Below are 17,757 nucleotides of genomic sequence, written 5' to 3'. Positions count from 1 at the left end.
TGGAACCCCTGCCTAGACGGCCACGGTGACCTGGCCCAGACGGCTCTGCATCCAGTAGTAGTAATAGGGGCCGCCGAGTTCGTCGCTGTAGTACTGGCCGCCCTCGGTGAGTGTGTCCTCGGCGGTGGAATTGCCCAGCAGACCGAAGGCCGACCCCTGGGAGAGCAGTCCGGTGATCCGCTCGCCCTGGCGGAGCTGCTGGTCGGGGCAGCGCAGCGCCTCTTCGAGGTTCTCGGCCATCTCCCGGTCGGCGTCCTTCGCGGAGCGGTGCACGGTGACGACGGCGGCGACGCGGATCGGGCCCTTGCCGTCCTGCGTGGGCAGTTCGCTGTAGCGGGTGAGGGTGGTGAGTACCGTCGCGGGCAGTGGATCGCGCTGCCAGACGCAGTTCGCGTCGAGCACGGGCCAGAAGCCGGGGTCGCTCTCGTACGGATCGCGCTTCACGAAGCCGGGGCCCCAGTTGACGGGGGCCGCCGCGACGGCGCGGGCCAGGCGTTCGGCCTCTGCGCGGGTCTTCGGCGCGCGGCCGGGATCGGGGGTGAGTCCAGGCCTGTGGCGCTGGGGCTCGGAGCCGGGCTGGAGCGTGTGCCGCTGCTCGCGGTCGCGTTCTTGGAACCGGGGGGCTCGGCGGCCTCGCCACCGCCCGCTCCCGAACAGCCCGCCAATATCAGCCCGGTTAACAGCCCGGTGGTCAAGGTGCCGCAGCGCAGGCGCACCCGTCTCCGGTACTCCATCGCCGTCCCCCATCCGCACACCCGTTCCCTGCAGGGAGCGTAGCGACTAGGCCGCGAGGGGACTACGACTGTGTCCGTGCGCTCGAATTACGGAGTCCTTTTCGGTCAGCCGCCGGCGTCGGCCGGTTCGGGCCCGCCCCGAACACTGCGCGTACGAAGATTTTGCGATCGCGCGAGGATCGCATGAACCGCTTCCCACCTGCATGAAGTCCCCTTTGTCCGTATGCACGGCCGGCCGGTAACTCCGCGTTCACCGAGCTTCCCTTCCTCACCGTTCTACGCGCGTGCTGTCATGCACGTGCCCACCGACCCCCGGGTGGGCATCAACTCGACTAGGAGCCACGCATGTTGTGGAAGGTCCTCGGCCGCGCGGGTGTCACGCTGGCCGCCGGCGCCGCCGTGCTCGCCACCGCCGTCCCCGCGAACGCCGCAAGCTACTCCGCGTTCGCCTTCTCGCAGAGCAGCAGCCAGCCGACCATCTACGACTTCATCGACTCGGCCACCAGCTCCCTCGACATGACCATGTACGAGCTGGAGGACACCACCGCCGTCAACGACCTCATAGCCCTGGAGAACAAGGGCGTCACGGTACGGGTGATCCTGGACGGCGCGCACAAGTCCGCCAACCAGTCGGCGTACAACGCCCTGACGAGCGCGGGCGCGGGCGTGGTCTGGTCCTCGTCCACCTTCGTCTACACCCACCAGAAGACCGTCACGGTGGACGGCGCCAAGTCGCTGATCCTCACCGGCAACCTCACCTCCCAGTACTACCCGACCGGCCGTGACTACGGCGTGTTCGACGACGACAGCCGCGATGTCGCCTCGATCGAGAAGGTCTTCAACGCGGACTACACGGGCAGCGCGATCACCCCGACCGACGGCGATCATCTGCTCTGGTCCCCCACCGACTCCCGCAACCGCCTGCTGTCCCTGATCAACGGCGCCACCACGACGCTCGACGTCGAGGAACTGGAACTCAGCGACAGCTCGGTGGTCAACGCCATCGTGGCCAGGGCGCAGGCGGGCGTCGCCGTACGGCTGGTCCTGGAGAGCCCCTCCAGCTACTCCAGCGAGGTGTCCGCGATCAAGGCGGCCGGTGGCACCGTCGTCGGATACTCCGACCCCAACGGCTTCTACATCCACGCCAAGGCGATGGTCGCCGACTACGGCCTGTCCACCCAGAAGGTGGAAGCGGGTTCCATGAACATCAGCAGCAACTCGCTGAGCAACAACCGGGAACTGGGCATCATCCTCACGGGCACCGGCGTGGCCCAAGCCGTTGCCACCACCATCGAGACCACCTTCAACAGCGACTACTCGGGCGGCACCACCGCCTAGAACCCGCCGGGAGAGCGCTGGTCGCAGCGACGCGTCGCGTACTGCGACCAGCAGGGCCGCAGCTCGCCGTCGTATGCGGCGCAGACGCCCACGGCCGCCGCGATGACGCCGAGCTGCACCGGTGGCTGCTGTACAGCCAGACGTAGCGCCGAAGGCCACCGCGGCCACGTACTCTCGACCGATGGACAAGATCGATGTACGGCTGGAGGCGGACGCCACACCGTCAGCCCCCGCTCTCATACTGCGTCCCTGGAGCCCGACAGACGCTGCCGACCTGGCTGAGCTGGATCAGGATGACGCCCTGCGCCGATGGGCGAGCTCAAACGTGAACGACGAGGCGAGCGCGGCACGGTGGATTCAGGACCAGCAGCGGGGATGGGAGGCGGGAGACCGCTTCGGATTTGCCATCATGGAATCCCAAGCCGCGGGCGTAGAGGGACAGTTGGCGGGTCACGTGATCCTCAAGAACGTCACCCCGGGCGCTTCGTCCGCCGAGGTCGGCTACTGGACCGCTGCGCATGCGCGCGGCCGGGGAGTGGCGCCCCGAGCACTGCGGGCGCTGACGTACTGGGCCTTCACCGCCTTCCCCGATGGCGGACCGAAGCGCCTTGAACTCTTGCACCAAGTGGACAACACGGCGTCATGCCGCGTCGCGCAGAAGAGCGGGTACGAACTGATCACGCACCTGCCCGCGGCACCGCCCGCCTACCCCCTCGCCGGTCACCTGCACGTACGGGAGCGCGATCGCTGACCCAGCAGGGCAGCCACCCTCGCACTGCTGATGACGGCTCCCCCATGGGGAGAACAGCCGGTCAAAGACGTGTCGCTACGCGGATCAGGTCGGCGACCGCGCGAAGTCGGCTCTGCGACGGCCAGGCGATCACCGTTGTCACGGGCGGAGCATCCAGGACCGGCACGGCGGCGAGATCCCGGCGCAGGTCGGTGCCGGCGGACTCGGGCGTGATCACGGTGGTACGGCCGAGCGCGATCAGCTGGAAGAGCTGTGTCAGGTTCCATACCTCTGCCCCTGGTCCCTCCGGGTAGTTGCCGCCAGGACCGGGCCAGCGTGCCATCGGGAGTTCCGGCAGTGCGGTGACCTCGGCCATCCGGATCTGAGAGCGGCCGGCAAGTGAGTGCGAGCTGGGCAGGATCGCCACCTGTCCCTCGGTGTAGAGGGTTTCGGTGTCGAGTCCGACCGTCGAATCGAAGGGCAAGTGCAGCAGAGCCACGTCGGCCTGCCCGTCCTGCAGCAGTTTCTGATGCTGATGCGCCTCACAGAGCAGCAGATCGACGGTGGCCGCGCCGGGCTCCGTACGGTAGGCATCGAGCAGTTTGGCCAACAACTCGCCGGCGGTGCCGGACTTGACGGCGAGGACGAGGCGGGGACGCCTTTGCGCAGCCTGCTGGGTACGCCGCTCAGCCGCGGCTACCGCGCTGAGGATCGCACGCCCCTCGGACAGCAGCACGGCCCCGGCTTCGGTGAGCGTGACCTTGCGGCTGGTGCGCTCCAGCAGCGTGACCCCGAGCTGTCGTTCGAGCCGGGAGATCGTGCGGGACAGGGGCGGTTGAGCCATCTCCAGACGCTGAGCGGCCTTCCCGAAGTGCAGTTCCTCGGCGATGGCGACGAAGTACCGCAACTCGCGTATCTCCATCCGTTCACACTAACTCCGGCGCACGGTCGATCGATGTCGCTCAGGTATCGCTGCATGACCGAGATGGTGTTGGTGCCTGGTCGAAGCGCAGCCATGCTCGCTGTCATGAGTGAGAAGACGATCGCGCTGGTCACCGGCGCGAACAAGGGAATCGGGTACGAGATCGCGGCCGGGCTGGGCGCATTGGGCTGGAGCGTCGGTGTCGGCGCTCGGGACGGGCAGCGCGGGAAGGACGCCGTGGCGAAACTGCGCGCGACGGGTGCCGACGCGTTCGGCGTTCCCCTGGACGTGACGGACGACGAAAGCGTGACCGCCGCGGCGCAGTTGATCGAGGAGCGCGCGGGACGCCTTGACGTGCTGGTCAACAACGCAGGCGTTGCGGGCGGTTGGCCGGAGGAGCCCACAACGATCGACCTCGAGACCGCGCGGCGGCTGGTGGAGACCAACGTCATCGGAGTCATCCGGGTCACCAACGCGATGCTGCCGTTGCTGCGCCACTCGGCGCACCCGCGGATCGTCAACCAGTCCAGCCATGTCGGCTCTCTGGCTCTGCAGACCACGCCCGGTGTCGACCTCGGAGGCATCAGCGGGGCGTACGCGCCGACGAAGACCTACCTCAACGCCGTCACCATCCAGTACGCCAAGGAGTTGAGCGACACCAACATCTTGATCAACAACGCCTGCCCCGGGTACGTGGCCACCGACCTCAATGGGTTCAGCGGTACTCAGACCCCTGGGCAGGGCGCGGTGATCGCCATCCGGTTGGCGGCTCTGCCCGACGACGGCCCTACCGGCCAGCTGTTCGACGACAAGGGAGTCGTACCGTGGTGATCCTCTGATGTGTTGTCCACGGCCTCCGGATCACCAGCGTGGAAGTCGCAGCGCGTACTCGGGATGGAATCGCCGCATGTAGCCGGTGTCGTCGCGGCCGCGCAGGCCCGAGTCGAGGTAGCGGCGGTGGAGGCGCTCCAGGGCGTCGTGGTCCAGTTCGACGCCGAGGCCGGGACCGGTGGGGACCTGGACCGCACCGTCCCGCAGCTCCAGCGGGCCGGGGACGATCACGTCGTCCGCGGAGTTCCACGGGTAGTGGGTGTCGCAGGAGTGGTCGAGGTTCGGGAGGGCCGCGGCCACGTGGGTCATCACGGCGAGGCTGATGCCGAGGTGGGAGTTGGAGTGCATCGAGAGTCCGATGCCGAACGCCTCGCAGACGGCGGCGAGTTCACGGGTGCGGCGCAACCCGCCCCAGTAGTGGTGATCGGTGAGGAGGACCGTGATCGCGTTCTGTTCCACGGCCGGGCGCAGGTGTTCCCAGGCGATCACGCACATGTTGGTGGCGGGGGTGGAGGTGGGGTCCTCCAAGTACTCGACCACGCCCTCCAGTTCGCGTGCCACGTACCGCGAGGTCTCCACGGTCCAGGCCGTGTTGGGGTCCAGGCGGAGCGGGCTGCCGGGGAAGGCCTCGGCGAGGGCCGAGGGCCTCGCCCCAGCCGTCGCCGATCGCCGGGCGGCCGTCGAGTGCCGGGTGTTCGGCCCATTTGTAGAAGAGGTACGCGGCGAAGGGCACGGAGTCGCGGACCCTGCCGCCCCAGCAGATCGCTGACGGGGCGTCCGGTGAGCCTGCCCTGCGCGTCGAGACAGGCCACCTCCACGGCGGAGGTGATCCTGCCACGCGCGTGGGAGCCGGGCACGGTGGGCAGCAGGGTGGCGTCGATGGCGGCGACGGCCGTGGTGTCGAAGACGTCCATGCCGACGATCACCTTCCCGGCGGCCGGCAGACGTTCGAGCCGGTCAGCGCCGCCGGGGGTCTCGCCCAGGCCCACGGTGCCGTCCTCCGGGACGAGTCGCAGGACACAGCACAGCGCGAGGGGCTCGTGCACTCCGCTGGAGTTGAGGAGCGGCGGATCGCTGAAGGCGATTTCATGTCCGTGAGCTCGCTTCATCAATCTGAATCACGCAACAGGCCCCGGCGCTCACGTACTCGGTGAGTGCCGGGGCCCGTCGAAGAGTCGTCGCGATCCGATGCTTCAGATGTCAGACGACAGATTTCAGATTTCAGATTTCAAAAACACCCGTCAGACGCCCGACGACAGACGTCACGAGCTGGTGCGCGTCGAGCGTCGACGCCGGGTGACGACGGTGATCGCTCCACCGGCCACGACCAGGGCCGCGGCGCCGGCGGCGATCGGCAGGGTGTTGCCACCGCCCGTCTCCGCGAGGTCGCCGGGCGGCGTCGACTGGCCGCCGTTCGGCGAGGGAGCCGGCGGCGTGGTCGAGTCGGAGGCCGACGGGGTGGCCGGCGTCGTCTCCGGGGTCGACGGCTCGTCGGGCGTCGTCGGGGTCGGGCTGCCGGGGGTCTCCGCGGGCGGCGTGGAGGCCGGCGGAGTCGAGGCCGGAGGCGTGGTCTCGGGCGTGCTCGGCGGCTGCGCCGTGCAGTCCTTCTTGCCGCCGTTCCACGCCATGATCAGCTTGTCCTTGATGACCGCCCGGTCCGGCCCCTTGGGCAGGTCGCCGTGCTCGAAGCCGTCGTTGGCGTCGAACTTGCCGTCGAACTTCACGGCGCCGCGGTAGAGGTCGATCTGCGCGTAACAGCCGGCGTCGGGCACCGCGATGTCGAGGGAGTCGGTCTCGCCCGGCTTGACCTTGACGCTGTCGAAGTCGTGGAAGACCTGCTCACCGGAGGTCTTGAAGGTGGCCCCGTGGGTGCGGTACGCCGCGAGGGAAGCGGTGCAGGACCCGGCGTCGCCCGCCGCGCGCACCTTGATGTGCACCTTGCCGTCTTCGGTGGGCTTCAGGTTCTGGTCGTCGACGCGGACCCAGTCGTAGAAGTTCGTCCCGTCCAGGGAGAACTCGCAGCGATCCGCCGCGGTCACCGTACCGGCGCCCTGGCCGGGCTTGTAGGCGCTGTTGCCGCTGTCCCAGCCGTCTCCGCCGGGGGTGCCCGTGGCCCAGGCGCTGGTGGTGGCCGCGGAGAGGGCGAGGGCCGCCGCGCCCGTCCCCAGCAGGCAGCGAAGGGTGACACGTCTCGCTATGGACATGCAGATCCCATCTTGATGATCCAAGACCCGGTCGTCGGCGGCAGGGCAGCACAAAGCAGCCGGGGGCCGCACCGGGGATGAGTGGTCGAAGAAACACTGGGCCCATTGGTCACATGGGCCACAGCTCGACCACATAGTCGATCACCCTGCAGGGGCTGTCAACCTCCTTGAAAACACAATGAGTTCACGTGCCGCCACATTTCCGACGCACAGGGAATCAGCGATTCCGCGACGGCTCGACGGCGGCCGGTCCGCAGTCGCCCGCGTCAGGCCGAGCGCCGACGCCGACGCCGACGGGGCATGCGATCGACCAGCACCTTCACCGGGGGGCACTCAGTTCCCTCGATCATGTGCACTGAGTGCCACACGTTCCGCGCGATGCTAGGTTCCGTCCATGAGCGAGGAACCCCGTGGCGGCGACACCGCGGACACGACGACGGCGAAGCCGCCCATGCGGGACGCGCTGGTCGCGGCGGCCTTCCAGCTGTTCCTGGAGCGCGGGTACGAGCAGACCACGGTCGACGACATCGTCACGCTCGCCGGTGTCGGCCGGCGGTCCTTCTTCCGCTACTTCCCCTCCAAGGAGGACGTGGTCTTCCCGGACCACGAGCGCTGCCTGACCGACATGACGGCGTTCCTGGGCGCCGGCACCGGCGAGGAGGAGCCGGTACGCAGGGTGTGTGACGCCGCCCGGCTGGTGCTGCGCATGTACGCCGAGAACCCGACCTTCTCCGTGCAGCGCTACCGCCTCACCAAGAAGGTCCCCGGCCTGCGCGCGTACGAGCTGTCGGTCGTCTGGCGTTACGAGCGCGCGCTCGCGGAGTATCTGCGCGGCCGCTTCGCCGGCCGCCCCGACGGCACCCTGCAGGCCGACGTCATCGCCGCGGCGGTGGTCGCCGCGCACAACAACGCCCTGCGCTCCTGGCTGCGTTCGGACGGACAGAGCGATCCCGACACGGCCGTGGACCACGCGCTGGGATACGTACAGGCCTCGTTCGGCGGCTCCCCCGGAGACGGTGGCGCGCCGCGCGAGGAGCAGGAGGACGTGGTCGTCGTGATCTCCCGGCGCGGGGCACCGATGTGGCGCGTCGTACGAGAGATCGAGTCCGCGCTCGGCCGGGAGTGAACGGCGAATCACACCCGCTTCCTCATATGAGGGTACCGAGTGCCTTTACGAGTGGCACTCAGTGCCATACTCTGTGGCTCGTGCGCGGCGTTCCGGGCACCTCAGACTCCGGCCCAGTGCAGGGACAGGGAGATGACATCGTGTACCCCTCAGGAATCGCCCTTCATCCGGGCGTCGGACCCGCGACGGACATACTCGGCAGCGACTCCGCGCCGAACGGGACGTCGACCTCGGATGCTCTCCTCTTCCAGCGGTGCCGCTGGTGCGGGACGGCGATGTACCACCGACTTCTCTGCCCGGTCTGCGCGGGCAGCGACCTGCGAACGGAGACGAGCGCGGGGGCCGGCGTCGTACGCCACTCCACCATCGTCCACCGCAACACCCCGGCGGCTCGGAACGTCTCCCTCATCGAGATGGCGGAGGGGTTCACCGTGCGTGGCCGGGTGATGGGCGCGCCCGCCGACGTCCACAGCGGCGACCGGGTCCAACTCTCCACCGCCCAGGACCCGGTGCGCAGCCAACCGGTGTTCCAACTCATCGACGGTCCCTATCGCGGCTGGAGTTGACATGGGGTGGCTGGGCGAATCGGCGCGCGCCGCCGGTTCGCCCAGCCACCGGGAGAGAACCCTCAGCCGTACGTGATGTCGGACGTCGCGTACTTGCAGTAGGTGCTGTCGGGGCCGGTCCCGTTCGTGGTCGGTTCGGCCCCCGTGTTGTTGCCGATGTACTTCTGGCAGGGAATGATCTTCTTGCTGGAATCCCCGACGATCTTGATGGCCTTGAGGGTCGCGCTGTCGCCGTAGTTGGTGTTGATGCCGACGAGCTTGCTTCCCTTGTAGGTGGCCTCGATCCCGTTGAGGTTGACGGCCCGCTTGTACTGCGTCTTGCAGTTGCCGCACGAGCGGACGAACGTGCCGAAGGTCTGCACCGCGAAGTTCGAGACGTTCAGCGTTCCGGCGCCGTTGAACTGGAACACCTTGTCGCTGGCTTCCTTCGCGCCGCCGCCCGAGACGGTGTAGACGTTGGACGACGAGGAGCCCAGGAACGTCGCCGCGTCCTCGCCGACGTCCTCCCACCAGACGTTCTGCAGCGTGCAGCTGCCCAGGCAGTGGATGCCGTCCGCGGCGGGGGCGCCGATGATGACGTTCTTCAGAACGGTGCCGGCGGCCAGCTCCAGGATCGGCCCCTGGTCCTCGTCCTGGCTGCCGGAGCCCAGGTCACCGGTGCCGTAGAGCCGCTTCATCCCGTAGTCCTTGGTACCGGAGACCGAGATGGTGGCGGAGACGGCCTGACTGCCGTTCGCGGTGGGCCAGGTGGCGGCACTCGCCGGAGACAGGCCACCCTCTGCCATGATCATGACAGCGGACAGGCCGACTGCGGCCAGGGAGCCGGTGAGGGCGCGCCGTCGGGCGCGCGGGCGTGCTGATGAGGTCATGTCCGTTTCCTCCTTCTGAACGAACGGGGGGGCGGTCAGAGCTTTCCGGCGCCCGCGCCGGACGTCACCGAGGCGACGACACTCGAGGCGGGCTCGGCGGTGTAGGTGTAGGGCGGGGTGGTGAAGGTGCCCACCTGCGAGATCTCGGTGGCGGCTCCCCCGAGGTCGTTGCCGCGCAGGTTGGCGTATCCGTCGACGTCGCTGTCACGGTTGGTCGTGACGGCGACCGTCGTGGTGCGGAAGACGTTGTTCTCGACGAGCATCTCGGCGCCCATGCGGGAGTGCACGGCGGTGTCGGCCCCGACGACGTAGTTGTCGTAGAAGTGGCCGGTGCCGAAGCGCAGGCTGGGGATGCGGGAGTTGACGTTGTCGAACCAGTTGTGGTGGTACGTCACCCTCAGATGCCCGGTGTCCTCGCTCGCGTTGTTGTCGCTGTGGCCGACGAGCGAGCCCTTGTAGTGGTCCTTGAAGGTGTTCCAGGACACGGTGACGTGGTCGGAGCCGTGATTGATGTCGAGCAGACCGTCGTAGTAGTCCTTCCCGTGGTCACGGTCGGACGAGAAGGCGTTGTGGTCGATCCACACCTTCGTCGACGCCTGCACGGTGATGCCGTCGGCCGGCTTGAGCGGCTTGCTGATGTTCAGGTTGCGGACGACGACGTTGGTCACCTTCTTCAGCCGCAGTCCGCCGCCGGTGAAGCCGGACGCCGAACCCACGCCGAGAACGGTGGTGTTGGAGCCGATGTCGACCTGGCCACCGAGCGTGATCAGACCGTTCACGCGCACCACCTTGGCCATGTCGCCGGTGACGGCCGCCTTGAACGCGTCGAGGGTCGAGACCGTGACGGCGACTACTCCCCCGCCGCCGGTGGTCCCGGCACCGAAGCCGACCGGCGAGGTGTCGGCGGCCGAGGCGGACGACGGGAGGACGAGAGCGGTGGTGACGGCCAGTGCGGCAGCGGCAGCCGTGGCCAGGGCCAGTCTGCGCGTGCGTGTCCGTGGGGGGCGAGTACGCATGCGGGTGCGTCCCTTCGGGAGTGCCGTTTGTCATATACGCAAACGATGTGCACCATGGCGAACAACATGAGGCACCCATGGCACCTACAGCGAGAATCATCAGTGCCAGGGAGTGCGCACATTCCCAGGTGATGCGGCTCGGAGATCTGATGTCTCGCATTTGAGATGCCAGGCGCGGGTCAGGCTGCTGAACGGGAAACGTAAGGGGCAAGCGCTTTCTAGTCAACGCTTCGCGCAGAACACATCCGGTCAACTCCCTTGCCCCGCCAGGTCGGTGGACACAAGGAAGCCGGGCCCGATCCGCGGAGGGATCGGGCCCGGCGAGGTTGTTCGGCCGCGTCGCGACGGATGGCGCGTCAGCTGAGGCCGAGGTCGGAGAGGGCGGTGGTCCAGTCGTTGATGATGGCGTCCTGGGCGTCGGAGAGCGAGACCGTACCCGCACAGACGGCCTTCTTGAGCTTGTTCTCGACGGTGTCCTTGTTGGCCGCGGTCTTGGTGCCGTACTGCGGCTCGGGCCAGAGGTTGAGCTCACTCTTCGGGGCGCCGCCGAGCTCCAGGGGCACGAAGTGGTCTTCCTCGTAGTCCGAGGTGCTCGTGTCGGTGTAGCCGTACTCGACGATCTGCTTCTTCTTCAGGGCGGTGGTGTACGAGCTGGAGGGCCGTACGGTCGCGGTCCAACCGGAGACACAGATCGTGGAGTCGATGGTGGACTGGGTGACGTCCGGGTTGAGGTCGCCGGGCTGGCAGCTGGGGTCCGGCAGGGGGAGGTACGCCTGGCTGCACGTCGCGGCGTGGGCGCTGCCGGTGGCGACGGTGAGGCCGGCGGCGGCGAGGGCGAGGGCGGACAGGGAGGTGACGAGGGGGCGGGATATGCGCGACATCGTGGGGGTCTCCCGATGTGGTGCCCGGCAGGAGTTTCCGGGCGGTCGTGCGCATGACAGCACCAGGAGCGTCTATGCGGGTAGACCCTTTGACCGGACCGGGAGACGCTTGATTGAAGGTTTGTCCGTGGCCTGACAGCATCGGACGAAGTCATGGCCTCGGCTTGGTTGTTCAACGCGGAACGACCGAACGGCGGGCCCCGCCACTCCGGACGCCTCCCGACCGAGGAGGCGTGTGGCGGCAGGCGTCGAAGTTCGGCACCGTGCGGATGGCGGGACCATGGCCTGGGCGGTCGGCACCGGCCGGCCTCACACGGTCGGGGCAACCCGCCTCACATTCGAGGAGGCTGTCTCGTCATAGAGGTATGAACTCGAAAATCAGGTACGCCAGTCTCGGCCTCCTGGCCGTGACCGGGCTGTACACAGGCGCCTGGGCCTACTGCTCCCCGACGAGCTGGTACGCGAATTTCCCCGGCCTCGGACTGAGCTGGCTGCCCCAGCTGGGCCCCTACAACGAACACCTCGCCAAGGACGCCGGAGCCATGTTCCTGGCCCTGGCCGTCCTGACCGTCATCGCCCTGCGCTCCGTACACAACACCCGGCTGGTCCAGACGACAGGTGCCGTGTGGTTGCTCTTCAACGTGCTGCACTTCAGCTACCACGTCCAGCACCTCGACATGTACAACACACGTGACCAGATCCTCAACGTAGTCTTCCTCGCCGCACTCATCCTGCTCGCGGCCCTGTTGCTGCTCCCCGCCCTCCCCGCACGACAGGACCGCACACGATGACCCACAACGGCGACAACGGCGACACAGGCAGCGTGAGCGCGAAGGAGGAGCCCGGCATGCGGGTGGCGGTGGCAGGCGGAACCGGACTGGTGGGACGGCATGTGGTCGAGGAGCTGACGGCGGCCGGGCACCACCCGGTGGTACTGGCCCGATCCACGGGCGTGGACCTCGTGACCGGCACCGGACTCGACGGGGCCCTGGCCGGCGTGGACGCGGTCGTCGACGTCACCAACGTGACGACCACGAGCGGCAAGAAAGCCATCGCGTTCTTCGACCGCGTCGCCCACACCCTCCAGGACGCCGGTGAACAGGCTGGGGTTCGCCACCACGTCCTGCTGTCGATCGTCGGGATCGACCGGGTCGGCCTCGGCTACTACCAGGGAAAACTGCGCCAGGAAAGCGTGCTCAAGAGCGGGCGGACGCCGTGGACGGTGCTGCGCGCCACCCAGTTCCACGAGTTCGCCCGGCAGACCCTCGACCGCGTCCCTGGACCACTCGCGGTGGTACCCCGGATGCGGACCCAGCCCGTCGCCGCCCGTGAGGTCGCCCACCACCTCGTACAGCTCACCTCCGCCCCGGCGCAGGGCATGGCGCCCGAACTGGCCGGCCCCCGTGTCGAACAGCTCGTCGACATGACGGGCCGGCTGCTGCGGGCCCGCCACCAGCACCGGCTGCTGCTGCCCGTGAAAATGCCCGGTGCCACCGGCACGGCCATGACCGGCGGCGGCCTGCTTCCCGCCGGCCCCGGCCCCCGCGGCAGCCAGACCTTCGACGAATGGCTCACCCTCCGCACCCCTCACCACGCCCGCCAGGGAGGATGACGACCCCGTGTCCACACCCCCGGGACCCGCCCAGGACCCCACCCTCGGCACGCTCATGGCCGAACGCCGCCGCCTGCTCAACATCGGCTACCGCATGCTCGGGTCCCTGCAGGACGCTGAGGACGTGGTCCAGGAGACCTACGCCCGCTGGTACAGCCTGCCCGAGGAGGAACAGCAGGCGATCGGCGCACCGTTGGCCTGGCTGACGCGGGTCGCCTCCCGGATCTGCCTCGACCACCTCACCTCGGCCCGCGTCCGCCGCGAGCACTACACCGGTGAGTGGCTGCCCGAGCCCGTCCGGCACAGTGCCACGTGGACCAGCACCGGCGATGAGGGCGGGGCCGATCCGGCCGACCGGATCACCCTCGACGAGTCGGTCAGCATGGGCATGCTGGTGGTCCTGGACTCGTTCACTCCCGCGGAGCGCGTGGCCTTCGTCCTCCACGACATCTTCGGCATGCCGTTCACCGAGATCGCCGACACCGTGGGCCGCACCCCCGCCGCCTGCCGCCAGCTCGCCTCCTCCGCCCGCCGGCGCATCGCCGACCGACGTCCCGGCAGCAGCACCGCACAAGAGCACCGGGAGATCGTCACCGCGTTCCGCCACGCCTGCCAGACCGGCGACCTCGACACGCTTGTCGCGCTCCTCGACCCCGCCGTCGAGTCACGCAGCGACGGAGGCGGCAGGGTCCGCGCCGCCCTGCGCCCGGTCATCGGCCGGGACAAGGTCGCCCGCCTCTTCCTCGGCCTCATGCGCAACGAACCCGGAGTCGAACTCGTCGAGGAGGACGTCAACGGCACCCCCGGCGTCAGCGTCCGCATCGCCGGTACCACGATCGCCGTCGTGGCCCTGGACATCCACGACGGTCTGGTCACCGACGTGTGGATGGTCATCAACCCCGACAAGCTCCATGCCTGGACCGGCTACGAAACCCCCTGAGGAGTGGAGCCGTGCGGCCGGATGGTCCCCCTCGCGTGGGTCTACCGCGGCTCGAAACTCGGCTCGACGCCTGTCAGGTCGCGGCTGATGTCCCACAGCCGAGCCGCGACCCGGGCGTCGGCGAAGTGGTCCCGGACAGGTTCGAGCCGCGGCTCGCCGCGCAGGCCGAAGACCGTCGGCCCCCACAACTGCCCTCCTCCCACCCCGGGGTCGAGGACGGCCCGCACCGCAGGCCACGCACCGGCCTCCTTGCCCTGAACGAGGAGGCCGGCAGGCAGGCCGCGCAGCCGTTCACCGGCACCGCGCACGTGCACCGGCGGTCGGGAAGGGGTCAGGGAGTCCAGTGCGCCGCCGGGATGAGCCACCACACTCAGCACCGGGCTGCCGGCCGCCCGCAGACGGCGGTCGAGCTCGAATCCGAAGGTCATCTGCGCCAGCTTCGAACGCCCGTAGGTGCGCTTCGGCCGGTAGTCCCTGCCGGACTGCGGATCGTCCAGGTCCAGCCGCTCGGACCGCGCCGCGAAACTGCCGACCGTCACGACGCGGGCCGCCGGTGCGGCCGACAGCAGCGGCGCCAGCCACCGGGTCAGCGCGAAGTGCCCGAGGTGATTGGTCCCGAACATCAGCTCGTTGCCGTCCCCGGTCCACCGTCGCGGCGGCTCGTCCAGCGCCACGCCGGCGTTGCAGACCACCGCGTCGAGGCACTCCGTCTCCAGCGAGTCCACCGAGCTCCTGAGCGATGCCAGATCGGCGAGGTCCAACCGGAGACTGCGCAGCCGCGCACCGCGGACGCGGGACCGGATCGACCCCATGGCGGCTTCGGCCTTCGCCGGATCCCGGCTGCCCAGGACGACGGTGGCCCCGGTCCCGGCGAGCTGCTCGGCGACGAAGTACCCGATGCCCGCGTTGCCGCCGGTGATCAGGAAGGTGCTGCCGTCGGCGCGCGGCAGTCGACGGACGTCCCATGGCCGGGTACGAGACATGGACGACATGAGGCAGGCTCCTGGTGCTGGGTACGACGGGACGGCTCCAAGGTCGCAACAGCGGCTGACAGATCACCTACAGGTCACCGACAACCCCGACAGGCCCCCGACAACCCCACCCACCGGACAACCAGGCATGCGTTCCGCTTGCGAGCGTGGGTGGCGGATTCGCCGCGTACGCCGACACCGCGCGCGCCTTCGGCTGTCTGCGCCCGGACGGCACCTTCGACCAGGGGCCGAAGTTCTACATGAACTTCCCGCCCGTACAGGTGAGTTGTCCGGACACGGACAGGAGCACGGACAGGAGGGGGTGAGGGCCCGGCGGTGGCCGGGCCCTCACCCGCTCCTCACGTGGTCAGGGAGATGCGAATCCCGACCGTGCCGTCCGTGCCCCGCCGCAGACGGCTGCCGAAGAGGGTGAGACGGCCGAGGATGCCGTACTTGCCGGCGATCAGCCGGCGGTAGCGCGCGGTGGCGGCCGGGTCGAGGATCTCCGCCGTGGCGGGGACCTGCTCGCCGGTCGGATTGCCGCGCACGTCGCACGGACCCACCAGGACGTCGGCCCGGTTGCGGATCCGCTTCACCTTCCAGGAGTCCGCGCTGGTCCAGGCGCCGAGCGCCGCACCGTCCCGGACCACCCACACGGGCGTCGCCACCCCCGTACCGTTCTTGCGGTAGCTCGTGATCAGCAGGAACTTGCTTGAAGCGAGCGCGTCCAGTTTCGTCTCGTCCATGCGGGGAGTCTAAGCAGTCACGGCCGGGAGTCCACGCCGCCCGTTCAGGACAGCTGGCCGTTGTAGTCCGGCAGCTTGAACGTGCGCTCGGCGTGGCCGCCGACGAGGTCGGAGTCGTTGTTGCCGACGTTGGCGATGATCGTGTAGCCCCGCGACTCGATCTCCGCGCGCTTGCTGGTCTTGTAGGCGCTGACCTCGTCGAACAGATCGGGCAGGTCGCGCGTGTAGAGACCGGAGACGGGGTAGCCGACGGTCGTCAGGTTCCACTGCGTCAAGGAGGAGATGATGCCCGGACGTGCGCTGATGAAGAAGATGTCGACGCCGCGGGAGCGCGCGTAGCGGGCGAGGTCGAGCGAGGGCTTGACCGCCGGGGTCGGCAGTTCGTACCACGGGTGGAAGTCCGTCTCCAGCGTGGTGTTGTCGATGTCGAAGACGAGGGCCAGCTTCTGCCCGGCGGCGTTCGCGGTGCGCTGCTCGACGTAGGGCCGTGCCTGGTCGATGACCGCCTTGACGTCGCTCTGCCAAGTGGCGTAGTCGACCGCGGCCGTCGTCGCCGTCGCGCTCACCGCCGTCTGGGCCGGAGCCGCGGCGGCGGTCCCCGCGGCGGTGACCGTCCCCCCGATGCCCAGCGCCACGACCGCCGAGACCGCGCCGATCCGGCGCCCCACACCGCGTCCTGTCATGCTCGTCCCCTTTTCATGTCGGAGCGGCGAGGTGCCTCGACCGTCGCCGCTGGACAGATGATCGTGCCTAAGGATGTACAAGAAGGGAAGACGAAGTTACTGATCGGTAGAAGAACTCGTGGCCGCCGCCCTCCCCTCCGACGCGGGGTGGCACTTGGTGTCATCCCGTGTGAGCCTGGGCTCGCGGGTGGCGGGCCGCGATGTCTGGCACACGGAGAGAGGTAGCTGGGATGGACGCACCGAACATCGTGATCGTCGGCGGCGGGTTCGCCGGCGTCGAGTGCGCACGCGGACTCGAGCACGCCCTTCAGCCGGGTGACGCCCGGATCACCCTGGTCAGCCCCACCGACTACCAGCTCTATCTGCCGCTGCTGCCGCACGTCGCCGCCGGTGTCGTCACCCCGCAGTCCGTGGCCCCCTCGCTCCGCCGGATCCTGCGCCGTACGACGTTCCTGCCGGGCGGGGTGATCGGCGTGGATCCCGCGTCCAAGAGGTGCGTCGTACGCAAGATCACGGGGGAGTTCGTCGATCTGTCGTACGACTACTTGCTGCTCACTCCGGGCAGCGTGACCCGCACCTTCGACATCCCCGGTCTCCTCGACGAGGCGCGCGGGATGAAGACGCTCGCCCAGGCGGTGTATCTGCGTGACCATGTGATCGCCCAACTCGACCTGGCCGCGGCCACGTCGGACGAGGACGAGCGGGCGGCGCGACTGCAGTTCGTCGTGGTCGGCGGCGGATACGCGGGCGCCGAGACCGCGGCCTGCCTGCAGCGCCTGACCACCGCCGCGTCGAAGCGCTACCACCCGCGCCTGGATCCCGGGCTCATCAAGTGGCACCTGGTGGACGTCGCCCCCAAGCTGCTCCCGGAGCTCGGTGACAAGCTCGGGGCGAGTGCGCTGCGTCTGCTGAGCGAGCGCGGTGTGGAGATCTCCCTCAAAACGACCGTCGCCTCGGCCACGGAGGGCAAGATCACCCTCACGGACGGCCGGGTGCTGCCGTCACGGACACTGGTGTGGACGGCCGGTGTCGCGGCGAGTCCGCTGGTCGACTCGCTGGGCGCGGAGACCGTACGCGGCCGGGTCCTCACCGAGGCGGACTTCAAGGTGCCGGGCCTGGACGGGGTGTTCGCGCTGGGCGACGCGGCCGCCGTGCCCGACCTGGCCAGGGCCGACGGTTCCTACTGTCCGCCGACCGCCCAGCACGCCGCCCGGCAGGGCCGGCACGCGGCGAAGAATCTGGCGGCGCTGCTGCGGGGGCAGCCCATGACGCCGTACAAGCACAAGGACCTCGGCCTGGTCGTCGACCTCGGCGGCCACGACGCGGTGTCCAAGCCGCTCGGTATCGCTCTCAAGGGCGTGCCCGCACAGGTCGTGGCCCGCGGATACCACCTGTACGCGCTGCGCACGGGCTCGGCCCGGTTCCGTACGGCCGCCAACTGGTTCCTCAACGCGGTCGCGGGCGACGACTTCGTGCGCACCGGGTTCCTCGCCGACCGGAAGGGGACCCTGCGGGAATTCGAGCACACCGACAGGTACCTGACGCCGGAGGAGGTCGCCGCCCGCCTGAGCCGTTAGGGCCTGTCCGG

General features: G+C 69.0%; 20 protein-coding genes and 1 pseudogene. 10 read left to right on the top strand and 11 right to left on the bottom strand.

Going from position 1 to position 17,757, the window contains the following annotated elements; all coding sequences use genetic code 11:
• Window positions 1-12: 12 nt before the first annotated feature.
• The gene (locus KVT44_RS35065) at window positions 13-747 is read right to left on the bottom strand and encodes a hypothetical protein (protein WP_254650307.1); all 735 of its coding nucleotides are present in this window, start codon (window positions 745-747) and stop codon (window positions 13-15) included.
• A 332-nt stretch (window positions 748-1,079) separates the two neighbouring features.
• Here KVT44_RS35065 and KVT44_RS35060 point away from each other — a divergent pair, with 332 nt between their 5' ends.
• Window positions 1,080-2,072: a phospholipase D-like domain-containing protein gene (locus KVT44_RS35060; RefSeq protein WP_190171144.1), complete on the top strand. Its 993-nt coding sequence runs from the start codon at window positions 1,080-1,082 to the stop codon at window positions 2,070-2,072.
• On the opposite strand, the gene KVT44_RS60175 is transcribed toward KVT44_RS35060, so the two are convergent.
• A complete protein-coding gene (locus KVT44_RS60175) occupies window positions 2,069-2,191 on the bottom strand; it encodes a hypothetical protein (RefSeq protein ID WP_302832144.1) in 123 nt (40 codons plus the stop codon). The genes KVT44_RS35060 and KVT44_RS60175 overlap by 4 nt on opposite strands.
• 62 nt (window positions 2,192-2,253) lie before the next feature.
• Between KVT44_RS60175 and KVT44_RS35055 the strand changes: the two genes are divergently transcribed.
• Window positions 2,254-2,823: a GNAT family N-acetyltransferase gene (locus KVT44_RS35055; protein WP_217571377.1), complete on the top strand. Its 570-nt coding sequence runs from the start codon at window positions 2,254-2,256 to the stop codon at window positions 2,821-2,823.
• A 61-nt stretch (window positions 2,824-2,884) separates the two neighbouring features.
• Here KVT44_RS35055 and KVT44_RS35050 read toward each other — a convergent pair whose 3' ends face one another.
• Window positions 2,885-3,724 carry a LysR family transcriptional regulator gene (locus KVT44_RS35050; RefSeq protein WP_217571376.1) on the bottom strand — a complete coding sequence of 280 codons (840 nt, stop codon included), beginning with the start codon at window positions 3,722-3,724 and terminating at the stop codon, window positions 2,885-2,887.
• Window positions 3,725-3,817: 93 nt separating this feature from the next.
• Here KVT44_RS35050 and KVT44_RS35045 point away from each other — a divergent pair, with 93 nt between their 5' ends.
• Window positions 3,818-4,555: an SDR family oxidoreductase gene (locus tag KVT44_RS35045; RefSeq protein WP_217571375.1), complete on the top strand. Its 738-nt coding sequence runs from the start codon at window positions 3,818-3,820 to the stop codon at window positions 4,553-4,555.
• A 30-nt stretch (window positions 4,556-4,585) separates the two neighbouring features.
• Here the strand turns inward: KVT44_RS35045 and KVT44_RS35040 are convergent.
• Window positions 4,586-5,664: pseudogene (locus tag KVT44_RS35040) on the bottom strand (enolase C-terminal domain-like protein).
• Between the two features lie 153 nt (window positions 5,665-5,817).
• Entirely contained in the window at window positions 5,818-6,759 is a 942-nt protein-coding gene (locus KVT44_RS35035) for an LAETG motif-containing sortase-dependent surface protein (RefSeq protein WP_190171141.1), read from the bottom strand.
• Between the two features lie 451 nt (window positions 6,760-7,210).
• Between KVT44_RS35035 and KVT44_RS35030 the strand changes: the two genes are divergently transcribed.
• Together KVT44_RS35030 and KVT44_RS58605 are read left to right on the top strand one after the other, a co-directional pair.
• A complete protein-coding gene (locus KVT44_RS35030; RefSeq protein ID WP_217571452.1) occupies window positions 7,211-7,885 on the top strand; it encodes a TetR family transcriptional regulator in 675 nt (224 codons plus the stop codon).
• A 191-nt stretch (window positions 7,886-8,076) separates the two neighbouring features.
• Entirely contained in the window at window positions 8,077-8,451 is a 375-nt protein-coding gene (locus KVT44_RS58605) for a Zn-ribbon domain-containing OB-fold protein (protein WP_067362528.1), read from the top strand.
• Window positions 8,452-8,513: 62 nt separating this feature from the next.
• Here the strand turns inward: KVT44_RS58605 and KVT44_RS35020 are convergent, their stop codons facing one another.
• The 3 genes from KVT44_RS35020 to KVT44_RS35010 all read right to left on the bottom strand — a co-directional run bounded on the left by KVT44_RS35020 (window position 8,514) and on the right by KVT44_RS35010 (window position 11,217).
• Window positions 8,514-9,320 (bottom strand): pectate lyase, encoded by an 807-nt coding sequence (locus KVT44_RS35020; protein ID WP_217571373.1) that lies wholly within the window; start codon window positions 9,318-9,320, stop codon window positions 8,514-8,516.
• A 35-nt stretch (window positions 9,321-9,355) separates the two neighbouring features.
• On the bottom strand, window positions 9,356-10,336 hold the full coding sequence (locus KVT44_RS35015; RefSeq protein ID WP_217571372.1) for a polysaccharide lyase family 1 protein: 981 nt from the start codon (window positions 10,334-10,336) through the stop codon (window positions 9,356-9,358).
• A gap of 356 nt (window positions 10,337-10,692) precedes the next feature.
• The gene (locus KVT44_RS35010) at window positions 10,693-11,217 is read right to left on the bottom strand and encodes a hypothetical protein (RefSeq protein ID WP_099919004.1); all 525 of its coding nucleotides are present in this window, start codon (window positions 11,215-11,217) and stop codon (window positions 10,693-10,695) included.
• A 365-nt stretch (window positions 11,218-11,582) separates the two neighbouring features.
• Here KVT44_RS35010 and KVT44_RS35005 point away from each other — a divergent pair, with 365 nt between their 5' ends.
• From KVT44_RS35005 to sigJ, 3 genes are read left to right on the top strand one after another with little or no spacing between them, the layout of a single operon-like run.
• Window positions 11,583-12,008, top strand: a complete 426-nt coding sequence (locus KVT44_RS35005) for a hypothetical protein (RefSeq protein ID WP_190171137.1) — start codon at window positions 11,583-11,585, stop codon at window positions 12,006-12,008.
• A complete protein-coding gene (locus KVT44_RS35000; RefSeq protein ID WP_254650306.1) occupies window positions 12,005-12,829 on the top strand; it encodes an SDR family oxidoreductase in 825 nt (274 codons plus the stop codon). Before KVT44_RS35005 ends, KVT44_RS35000 begins: the two co-directional genes overlap by 4 nt.
• A gap of 7 nt (window positions 12,830-12,836) precedes the next feature.
• On the top strand, window positions 12,837-13,769 hold the full coding sequence (gene sigJ, locus KVT44_RS34995) for an RNA polymerase sigma factor SigJ (RefSeq protein ID WP_308314194.1): 933 nt from the start codon (window positions 12,837-12,839) through the stop codon (window positions 13,767-13,769).
• A 41-nt stretch (window positions 13,770-13,810) separates the two neighbouring features.
• Here the strand turns inward: sigJ and KVT44_RS34990 are convergent, their stop codons facing one another.
• Entirely contained in the window at window positions 13,811-14,761 is a 951-nt protein-coding gene (locus KVT44_RS34990) for an SDR family NAD(P)-dependent oxidoreductase (RefSeq protein ID WP_217571370.1), read from the bottom strand.
• Between the two features lie 146 nt (window positions 14,762-14,907).
• Between KVT44_RS34990 and KVT44_RS34985 the strand changes: the two genes are divergently transcribed.
• Window positions 14,908-15,066, top strand: a complete 159-nt coding sequence (locus KVT44_RS34985; RefSeq protein WP_190171135.1) for a hypothetical protein — start codon at window positions 14,908-14,910, stop codon at window positions 15,064-15,066.
• A 33-nt stretch (window positions 15,067-15,099) separates the two neighbouring features.
• Here the strand turns inward: KVT44_RS34985 and KVT44_RS34980 are convergent, their stop codons facing one another.
• Together KVT44_RS34980 and KVT44_RS34975 are read right to left on the bottom strand one after the other, a co-directional pair.
• Window positions 15,100-15,486, bottom strand: a complete 387-nt coding sequence (locus tag KVT44_RS34980; RefSeq protein WP_099919007.1) for a PPOX class F420-dependent oxidoreductase — start codon at window positions 15,484-15,486, stop codon at window positions 15,100-15,102.
• A gap of 44 nt (window positions 15,487-15,530) precedes the next feature.
• The gene (locus KVT44_RS34975; RefSeq protein ID WP_217571368.1) at window positions 15,531-16,169 is read right to left on the bottom strand and encodes an HAD family acid phosphatase; all 639 of its coding nucleotides are present in this window, start codon (window positions 16,167-16,169) and stop codon (window positions 15,531-15,533) included.
• Between the two features lie 230 nt (window positions 16,170-16,399).
• Between KVT44_RS34975 and KVT44_RS34970 the strand changes: the two genes are divergently transcribed.
• Complete coding sequence (locus tag KVT44_RS34970) at window positions 16,400-17,746, top strand: NAD(P)/FAD-dependent oxidoreductase (RefSeq protein ID WP_217571366.1); 1,347 nt, start codon at window positions 16,400-16,402, stop codon at window positions 17,744-17,746.
• Window positions 17,747-17,757: the final 11 nt, after the last annotated feature.

The organism is Streptomyces sp. GbtcB7 (genome assembly GCF_019091445.1).
In the GTDB taxonomy this organism is placed as follows: domain Bacteria; phylum Actinomycetota; class Actinomycetes; order Streptomycetales; family Streptomycetaceae; genus Streptomyces; species Streptomyces mirabilis.
Note: the sequence above shows the minus strand (reverse complement) of the source record. Positions and strands in the feature narration are given on the sequence as shown.

Excerpts from the sequence above, each read along its gene's own strand:
- KVT44_RS35065 (WP_254650307.1), bottom strand. The coding sequence starts at position 747 with ATGGGGGACGGCGATGGAGTACCGGAGACGGGTGCGCCTGCGCTGCGG.
- KVT44_RS35060 (WP_190171144.1), top strand. The coding sequence starts at position 1,080 with ATGTTGTGGAAGGTCCTCGGCCGCGCGGGTGTCACGCTGGCCGCCGGC.
- KVT44_RS35055 (WP_217571377.1), top strand. The coding sequence starts at position 2,254 with ATGGACAAGATCGATGTACGGCTGGAGGCGGACGCCACACCGTCAGCC.
- KVT44_RS35050 (WP_217571376.1), bottom strand. The coding sequence starts at position 3,724 with ATGGAGATACGCGAGTTGCGGTACTTCGTCGCCATCGCCGAGGAACTG.
- KVT44_RS35045 (WP_217571375.1), top strand. The coding sequence starts at position 3,818 with ATGCTCGCTGTCATGAGTGAGAAGACGATCGCGCTGGTCACCGGCGCG.
- KVT44_RS35035 (WP_190171141.1), bottom strand. The coding sequence starts at position 6,759 with ATGTCCATAGCGAGACGTGTCACCCTTCGCTGCCTGCTGGGGACGGGC.
- KVT44_RS35030 (WP_217571452.1), top strand. The coding sequence starts at position 7,211 with ATGCGGGACGCGCTGGTCGCGGCGGCCTTCCAGCTGTTCCTGGAGCGC.
- KVT44_RS35020 (WP_217571373.1), bottom strand. The coding sequence starts at position 9,320 with ATGACCTCATCAGCACGCCCGCGCGCCCGACGGCGCGCCCTCACCGGC.
- KVT44_RS35015 (WP_217571372.1), bottom strand. The coding sequence starts at position 10,336 with ATGCGTACTCGCCCCCCACGGACACGCACGCGCAGACTGGCCCTGGCC.
- KVT44_RS35010 (WP_099919004.1), bottom strand. The coding sequence starts at position 11,217 with ATGTCGCGCATATCCCGCCCCCTCGTCACCTCCCTGTCCGCCCTCGCC.
- KVT44_RS35005 (WP_190171137.1), top strand. The coding sequence starts at position 11,583 with ATGAACTCGAAAATCAGGTACGCCAGTCTCGGCCTCCTGGCCGTGACC.
- KVT44_RS35000 (WP_254650306.1), top strand. The coding sequence starts at position 12,005 with ATGACCCACAACGGCGACAACGGCGACACAGGCAGCGTGAGCGCGAAG.
- KVT44_RS34990 (WP_217571370.1), bottom strand. The coding sequence starts at position 14,761 with ATGTCGTCCATGTCTCGTACCCGGCCATGGGACGTCCGTCGACTGCCG.
- KVT44_RS34980 (WP_099919007.1), bottom strand. The coding sequence starts at position 15,486 with ATGGACGAGACGAAACTGGACGCGCTCGCTTCAAGCAAGTTCCTGCTG.
- KVT44_RS34975 (WP_217571368.1), bottom strand. The coding sequence starts at position 16,169 with ATGACAGGACGCGGTGTGGGGCGCCGGATCGGCGCGGTCTCGGCGGTC.
- KVT44_RS34970 (WP_217571366.1), top strand. The coding sequence starts at position 16,400 with ATGGACGCACCGAACATCGTGATCGTCGGCGGCGGGTTCGCCGGCGTC.